Annotated in this window: 4 protein-coding genes; 3 read left to right on the top strand and 1 reads right to left on the bottom strand. The window is 32.2% G+C overall.

Going from position 1 to position 6,255, the window contains the following annotated elements; translation table 11 throughout:
• Positions 1 to 201: 201 nt before the first annotated feature.
• The 3 genes from CLLI_RS13275 to CLLI_RS13265 are packed head-to-tail and all read left to right on the top strand — an operon-like array spanning position 202 to position 4,706.
• The gene (locus tag CLLI_RS13275) at positions 202 to 2,124 is read left to right on the top strand and encodes a PrkA family serine protein kinase (protein WP_106064685.1); all 1,923 of its coding nucleotides are present in this window, start codon (positions 202 to 204) and stop codon (positions 2,122 to 2,124) included.
• Between the two features lie 4 nt (positions 2,125 to 2,128).
• Entirely contained in the window at positions 2,129 to 3,319 is a 1,191-nt protein-coding gene (yhbH, locus tag CLLI_RS13270; RefSeq protein WP_106064684.1) for a sporulation protein YhbH, read from the top strand.
• 22 nt (positions 3,320 to 3,341) lie between these two features.
• The gene (locus CLLI_RS13265) at positions 3,342 to 4,706 is read left to right on the top strand and encodes a SpoVR family protein (RefSeq protein WP_106064683.1); all 1,365 of its coding nucleotides are present in this window, start codon (positions 3,342 to 3,344) and stop codon (positions 4,704 to 4,706) included.
• Positions 4,707 to 4,845: 139 nt separating this feature from the next.
• Here CLLI_RS13265 and CLLI_RS13260 read toward each other — a convergent pair whose 3' ends face one another.
• On the bottom strand, positions 4,846 to 6,135 hold the full coding sequence (locus tag CLLI_RS13260) for a glutamate-5-semialdehyde dehydrogenase (RefSeq protein ID WP_106064682.1): 1,290 nt from the start codon (positions 6,133 to 6,135) through the stop codon (positions 4,846 to 4,848).
• Positions 6,136 to 6,255: the final 120 nt, after the last annotated feature.

Here is a 6,255-nt window from a genome sequence, read left to right as displayed (position 1 = left end):
TATAGTAATATCAACTTACATTATAATGGATTTTTTATGTATGTGGGAGATACTTTTTGTATCTCCTTTTAATTTTTTAAGCAGTAATTATTACTACTTTTGCCTACTAAAATTATACTCTAAGGTTCTAAACCTTAAGAAAATTTAATATAAATACAATAAAATATAAGGCTAAAGTTATCAATTTTTATGGAGGTATTTATGAATTTTAAAGAGTTAATTGAAAAAGATAGAGAAAAAAGAAAAGGAGAAAAATTTCAAGGAACTCTTATGGACTATTTGGAGATTATTAAGAAAAATCCTGAAATATGTAATTTAGCTCATAAAAGAATGTATGATCTAATAACTAAAGAGGGAGTTGAGATTTTAGATCCAGAAGAAAATATAAGAGTAAGAAAAATATATGGTAATGAAACAATAAAAAGCTATAATTTTTTCAACAAGGATTTCTTTGGTATTGATAAAACTTTAATAAAACTAGTTAACTATTTTTATTCTGCATCAATGAAGGGCGAGGAAGCCAGACAGGTGTTATACCTAGTAGGGCCTGTAGGGTCGGGAAAGTCTTCCATTGTAGAGTCACTAAAAAAAGTTGTAGAAAATAGTGAAGCTATCTATTCTTTAAAAGGATGTCCAATGAGAGAAGAACCACTGCATCTTATACCTAAGCATTTAAGAAAAGAATTTGAAAAAGAATTAGGTGTAGAAATAGAGGGAGATTTATGCCCCGTATGTAGATACAGATTAAAAGAGGAGTACCATGGGGAATATGAAAAATTCCCAGTGGAGAGAACTGATTTTTCTATAAGATCAAGAAAAGGAATTGGAGTAGTTCCCCCAGTAGATCCTAATAATCAAGACACATCCGTACTTATAGGCTCAGTAGATATATCAAAAATGGATCTATATTCAGAAGACGACCCAAGAATTTTTTCACTAAATGGAGCATTTAATGTGGGAAATAGAGGATTAGTTGAATTCATAGAAGTATTTAAAAATGATGTGGAATATCTGCATACTATTATTACAGCAACTCAGGAAAAATCCATTCCCTCTCCAGGAAAAGGCGCTATGATATATTTCGATGGGGTTATAGTGGCCCATTCCAATGAGGCAGAGTGGAATAAATTTAAATCTGATCACACCAATGAAGCTATATTAGATAGAATAGTAAAGATAGAGGTCCCCTATTGTTTGGAATTAAATGAGGAGAAAAAGATATATGAAAAAATACTGAGGAAAAGTAACTTTAAGACCCATATAGCACCTCATACTATAGACGTAGCGGCTATGTTTGCAATTCTCTCTAGGCTTACTCCATCCAACAAGGTGGATTTATTGACTAAACTTAAAATATATAATGGAGAAGAAATAGTAGAGAAAGGAACAACTAAAAAGATTGATATTTCAGAGTTAAGAGAAGAGGCAGGCCTTGGAGAAGGAATGTCTGGTATATCTACAAGATTTATTATAAAGGCTATAGACAATGCTATTTCAGAATCAAAGTGTGATTGTATTAATCCATTGAGCGTTATGGAAAGCATGATAAAATCAGTGAAAGATTTGGATACTTCTGAGGATGAAAGAAAGAAGTATTTGGCCTTTTTACAAGATAACATAAGGAAAGAGTACAACAAAATATTAGAAAAGGAAATAACTAAAGCTTTTATACAGAGCTTTAGGGAACAAGCAGAAAGTCTTTTCAATAATTATTTAGACCATGCGGAATCCTATGTTAATAAAACAAAAATAAAAGATAAAGCTACAGGAGAGCAATTAGATCCTGATGAAAAGTTTATGAGATCTATAGAAGAGCAAATAGGTATTTCTGATAGCTCTGCTAAAGGCTTTAGATCTGATGTAACCTCTTATATGTTCTATTTAGTAAGAAAGGGTGCTAAGATAGATTACACCTCCTATGAACCACTAAAGGAAGCTATAGAAAAGAAATTAACTTATTCAGTTAGAGAAATGTCAAGAATAATAACAAAATCTAGGGTAAGAGATAAAGAACAAAATGAAAAATATAATGCCATGGTGGAAGAAATGAAGAGAAATGGATACTGTTATGAATGCTGTGATGTAATATTGAAATACGCTGCTAATAATCTATGGAAGGATTGATATTATGGCAGTAATTAGAGAATTCAATCCCATACCCCATGACAGACCTGCTGAAGATAGGAGGAGACATCAAAAATTAGTAGAGGAATCCATTAAAAAAAATTTAGTAGATATCCTGTCAGAGGAAAGTTTAATTGGTCAGACTAAAAATAAGAAAATTAAAATTCCTATCAGGGGAATTAAAGAATATCAATTTGTATATGGCAAAAATGCTCCAGGTGTGGGCAGTGGAGACGGCACAGAAAAAAAAGGGGATAAAATAGGAACAGATAAAGGGGAAGCTGGAAAAGGTAGCACTGGAGCAGGTAATGAAGAAGGAGAAGATATATTTGAAACAGAGATAACTATTGAGGATGTGTTTTCATATATATTTGATGACTTGGAACTCCCTAATCTAAAGAAAAAGAAATTTTCAGAGATACTAGAAGAAGGCTCAAGGAAAAAAAGTGGATATCAGAGAAGCGGTATTCCTCCAAGGTTGGCTAAAAAAAGAACAGTAGTTGAAAAGCTTAAAAGAAAACAGGGAATGAAGAGAGTACTAAGGGAGAGACAGCAGGAGTTACATGGTGAGCAAAAGCTTGTAGAAATAGAGAGATTTCCCTTTAAAAAGGATGACTTAAGATATTACAGAGTAAAGCCTCGTAAAAAGAAGGAATACAATGCTGTAGTCATCTGTATTATGGATACATCTGCCTCCATGGATCAAAATAAAAAATATTTGGCTAGATCCTTCTTCTTTATGATATACAGTTTTATAAAAATGAAATATGAAAGTGCGGAAATAGTTTTTATATCTCATTCCACATCTGCAAAAATGGTAACAGAGAATGAATTCTTTCATAAGGTTGAATCAGGAGGAACCTATATATCCAGCGGTTATAAAATGGCCTTGGACATAATAAAAGAAAAATATAATCCTGAAAATTATAATATATATGCTTTTCATGCAAGTGATGGTGATAACTGGAGCGAGGATAATGAAAGAGCTATAAAATCAGCTAACGATCTATGTGATGCCTGCAATCTTTTTGGATATGTAGAAATTATGACCTATGGATATATAAGTGGTATAAGAAAAAGATATTCCAAAGAGGTAAAAAAGGATAATTTTGTTCCTGTATCCATGCAAAAGAAAGAAGATCTGTGGGATGCTTTAAAGGAATTATTAAGGGCAGAAATAAAAATAAACAGTTGATTTTCAAGGGGGTGGGGCATCGTTGAATTATACTTACAAGGAACTTCAATACTGGAATGATAAAATAGAAGAAATAGTAAAGGACTTTGGGCTAGATTATTATCCACAGGAATTTGAAATAATAGATTATAATGATATGCTGGCCTATGAGGTATATCTAGGTATGCCTGCTCGATATCCTCATTGGAGCTTTGGTAAGGCTTACGATAGATTAAAAACTCTTTATCAATATAACCTTACAGGATTACCTTATGAAATGGTTATAAATTCTGACCCATGTATAGCTTATTTGATGAAGGACAATACTTTACTGTTACAAATACTAACTATTGCCCATGTATATGGGCATAATGATTTCTTTAAAAATAATAGGTTATTTGCCATGGGTACAGATGCCAAATACACAGTAGAGATGTTTAAAAATCATGGCGATAGAATAAGGGAATATATAAATGACCCCAGCATAGGATACAGTGAAGTGGAAAACATATTAGATGCAGCTCATGCCATAAAGCTTCAAAGGGATAGGAGCATTGGAATAAAAAAACTTACAAATGAAGAGCTTAAGGCAAAGATTATTGAAGACTATAAGAGTTATGAAAATAATGATATATTAAAGCCTAGAGAGAAAAAGGAAATAGGCAATATTGATAAAATACCTTTAGAGCCGGAAGAGGATATATTGGGGTTTATTATAAAATATGGAGGGTTATCCTCCTGGCAAAATGATATTCTAGAAATAGTAAGAGAAGAAACCAAATACTTCCTGCCTCAAATAGAGACAAAAATAATGAATGAGGGCTGGGCAAGTTATTGGCACTATAATATATTAAAAAAATTAGACCTTCCACAGAATCTATATTTAGAATTTTTAAAGAGACATAATGATGTAATAACTCCATTAGAGGGAAGAATAAATCCTTACTATATGGGATTTAAAATATTAACTGAATTAGAAGAAAAGCATGGAAGAAAAAAGATTTTTGAAGTAAGAGCCATGGAAAGGGATGAATCCTTTATTAGAAGATATCTGACAAAAGAATTATGTCTTGAAATGAATCTTTTCCAATATGGTAAAAATGACAAAGACTATATCATTGAACAGGTTTCTGATGAAGATGGATACAAGGAAATAAAGAATACCTTATGCAGTTCCTGTGGTTTAGGTATGATACCCTATATTACCATTAGTGATATGAGTCAATATAATAAAACTTTGATTTTAGAGCACACATTTGATGGAAGAGAGCTGGACTTAAACTATGCTGCAGAAACCTTAAAATATATAGTTCAACTATGGCAGCATAAAGTTATATTGAAGACCTATGTTAATGATAAGTTAGTAGATATAGTTTGTGATGCTGATAAACAGATTACCTATGTTTAAAATAGTGAAAAAAGCATAGTAAATAGTGAATAATTAGGAAAGGGCTGTGGCATTAAGGAATCTACAATACGAGAACGTAGGTAGATTTGTGTAAATACAAATCTATCTGCGTTCCCTCTTTTGTTGTATTTTAGTAAACTTATTTTCTTATTTGTCCATTTCCATAAACAATATATTTAGTTGTAGTAAGCTGCTGAAGTCCCATAGGACCTCTAGCATGAAGTTTTTGAGTACTTATGCCTATTTCTGCACCAAATCCATATTCAAAGCCATCAGTAAATCTTGTAGAGGCATTTACGTATACTGCAGCGGCATCTACTTCATTTAAAAATCTTTGTGAATTTGAGTAGCTTTCTGTAATTATAGCTTCTGAATGTTTAGTCCCATGTTTATATATATGATCTAATGCAGCATCTAGAGAAGGAACTACCTTAACGGATAATATTAAATCTAGGAATTCAGTATCCCAATCTTCGCTTGTTGCGTCTACAATATGTTTTAAAATCTCTTCATCCTTTATGGAATCCATAATTATTTTTTTACCTTCATCACAAACTCTTAATTCTACTCCTAGTTTTGACAGTGAAGCAGCAATTATAGGCAAGAACTTTTCTGCTATTTTTTCATGTACAAGCAGACTTTCCATAGCATTGCACACAGCAGGTCTTTGAACTTTAGCGTTTATTATAATATCCTCTGCCATTTTTAAATCTGCACTTTCATCAACAAATATATGGCAGTTACCAACTCCTGTTTCTATTACAGGCACTGTAGCATTTTTAACTACAGTTTGTATAAGACCTCTTCCACCCCTAGGAATCAATACATCTATATATTCATTTAACTTAAGCATTATATTAACTGCTTCTCTATCAGTAGTTTCTATAAGCTGTACTGTTCCTTCAGGAAGGCCGCATTCCTTGCAGGCACCACTTAATAAATTAGCTACAACCTTATTGGTGTTGATAGCCTCAGAGCCACCTCTAAGTATTACAGCATTACCGGATTTTAAGCAAAGTGCTGCAGCATCAACAGTGACATTAGGTCTTGCTTCATAAATTATACCAATAACTCCTAAAGGTACTCTTTTTTCACCTATGGTAAGGCCATTTGGTCTTTTCCACATCTTTGTGATTTCTCCAATAGGGTCTGGTAATTTTGATACTTGTGTTAAACCTTCACTCATATCTAAGATTCTTTTTTCATTTATTAAAAGTCTATCAAGCATGGATTTGCTTAAGCCTTTTTCTTCACCATTTTTCATATCTATAGAGTTAGCATCTATTATAGATTTCATATTTTCTTCTAAGGCCTTGGCCATAGCATGTAAAGCCTTATTTTTTGAGTCAGTATCAAGAGTAGACAATACTCTTGCGGCTAATTTAGCCTTTTGTCCTTTTTCAATTATATATTCCTTTAAATTGTCCATAATTTACCCTCCCTTTGAAAAAATTGTGACCAATTTTTAGTTGACAGATGACAATTGACAATTGACAGTTAAGGATAATTTTTCTCCATTGTCATTACGAAAAATTTTAAATTATAACAC

It is taken from the genome of Clostridium liquoris, from assembly GCF_002995785.1.
In the GTDB taxonomy this organism is placed as follows: Bacteria; Bacillota; Clostridia; order Clostridiales; family Clostridiaceae; genus Clostridium_AO; species Clostridium_AO liquoris.
Note: the sequence above shows the minus strand (reverse complement) of the source record. Positions and strands in the feature narration are given on the sequence as shown.